Below are 2,165 nucleotides of genomic sequence, written 5' to 3' on the forward strand. Positions count from 1 at the left end.
CCTAGCCGCGTTTTCCGCACTGATCGAGCGTAGGGGCCTGATCGGTGGGAGCGATCAGCTGACGGGCTGGTCGTTGTAATGCTTTGCGGAAGTTGAGTATTGGCCTGTGGTGGCTGCGATTGGCTGCCGCAGCCGACCCGGCCCCAGGCCAGCTGTGTAGGGCCAACCACAAGTTTTTGGTCTTCTGGAAACACGCCGAATTACATGCTTGTAATGCGGTTGCGGTCGCGATAGCGTAGGGCCAAGCTATCGAACGGGGCTGGCATGTACGTCAAGCGGCACGCGGTGGTCAAGGGCGGCAAACGGTATGTCTACCTGCGGCTGGTGCGGGCCTATCGGGATGCCGACGGCCGGGTGCGCCACCAGGTGCTGCGCACGCTGGGCCGCGAGGACGAGCTGAAGGCGTCGGGCCAACTGGACCAGTTGGCGGCCTCGTTCGCCCGGCTCGACCCGCCGCCGGTCGGCACCCGCCGCCACGTCGGGCCGCTGCTGCTGGTGCACCACTACCTGCACCGGCTGGGCCTGGTGCAGCTCATCGACGCGGCGGCCCCGATGCGCGGACGGGCCATGCTGACCCACGGGGAGGTGATCGCCGCACTGGTGGCCAACCGGCTGTGCGCCCCGGCGCCGCTGTACGACATCGCGGGCTGGGCGTCCAGCGCGGCGATGGCCGAATTGTTTTCCGTCCCAGCGGGATTGCTCAACGACGACCGGCTCGGCCGGGCGTTGGAGGCGCTGGCCCCGGTGGCCGAGCAGGTCCGCGGCGAGCTCGCCCTGGCGGCCGCGTCGCGCTGCTCGGCGGACCTGTCACGGCTGCACCTGGACATGACCGCGGTCCGGTTCACCGGCGGCTACACCGGCTCCGCGCTGGTCGCCAAGGGGTGGGCGGCTGACCGCACCATCGGCCGCCAAGTCAAGACCCTGCAGGTGTCCACCCGCGCCGGGGTCGCGGTTTACTATCGGCCGCATCCGGGGGGATCCAACGAGGCACCCTGCTTCGCCGACACGCTCGAGCGCATCCGCGCGCTGGCCCCACCCGGCGTGGTCTGCGTCATCGACTCCGGGTTCGGGCACCTGAGCAAGCTGTGCGCCGCCGACGCGAAAGGGTTGCGGTTCGTGGTGCCGCTGCGCGCCGACACCGGCTGGGCGGGCTGGTTCGCCGCGGACGTGCCCGACGGGCTGGCCGCACTCGACCGGCTCGATCACTGCTCGGCACGCGAGCGCCGGCTGCCCGAGCACCAGCGCACCGTGTGGAAAGGCGTGCTGCGCGAGCAAGCCATCGCCGACGACGACACCGGCGCCACCCACCGGCTGCGCATCGCCTACATCTGGTCTTCCGAGGAGGCCGCCTCCGTCGCCGACGCCCGACAACGCGCCCTCACCACGGCCAACGACGCGCTCACCCGCATCCGCAACGGCCTCGGCGGGCGCTACTACAAGACCAAAAAGCAGGTCGACGACCGGGTCGCCAAGATCATCGGGCACCGCATCGCCGACCTGATCACCGTCACCACCGGCGTCGACGACCAGGGCAAACCCACCATCGCCTGGCACCGCAACCCCGACGCCATCACCAGCGCCGCAGCCCTGGACGGTCTCTACGCCCTGGCCACCAACCTGCCCGACCCACCCGAGCGCACACTGACCGCGCTTGACGTGCTCGACACCTACAAAGACCAGTGGATCGTCGAACAACGCCACCGCGACCTCAAACAAACCCTGCACGTGCGGCCGATCTTCCTGCACAACGACGACCGCATCCACGCCCTCATCGCCGTCGTCGGCATCGCCCTGCTCGTCTACGGCCTCATCGAAGCCCACCTACGCGCCGCTCTCGGCCCCGACACCCCACTGCCCGGCCTCCTGCCCGAACACCGCGACGCCGTCCCCACCGCCCGCGCCGTACTCGCCGCCTTCACCCACCTACACGCCACCTACACCACCAGCGAACTCGTCCTCGACCGGCTCACCCCCGTGCAACGACTCATCCTCGCCCACCTCGACATCCCCCTACCATGGCCCGAAACACACAGCACCCCAACAACATCCAAAACCACAAACCTAAACCCCCAACTATGCGGAAAACGGGCCTAGCGATAACTCGATTTCACTCCGATGCCTAGGGATCGATCAGCGGAGCGGTCCAGCGCACGTGGGTGCCGCCC

The 2,165-nt window shown here is 68.9% G+C and carries 1 protein-coding gene; it reads left to right on the forward strand.

Annotated features, from left to right (window positions below; all coding sequences use genetic code 11):
- Positions 1-264: 264 nt before the first annotated feature.
- Positions 265-2,094, forward strand: coding sequence for an IS1634 family transposase (locus tag VML93_RS09360; RefSeq protein WP_325609927.1), 1,830 nt, complete (start codon positions 265-267; stop codon positions 2,092-2,094).
- Positions 2,095-2,165: the final 71 nt, after the last annotated feature.

This window comes from Mycobacterium sp. (assembly GCF_035499775.1).
Lineage (GTDB): Bacteria > Actinomycetota > Actinomycetes > Mycobacteriales > Mycobacteriaceae > Mycobacterium.

Excerpts from the sequence above, each read along its gene's own strand:
- VML93_RS09360 (WP_325609927.1), top strand. The coding sequence starts at position 265 with ATGTACGTCAAGCGGCACGCGGTGGTCAAGGGCGGCAAACGGTATGTC.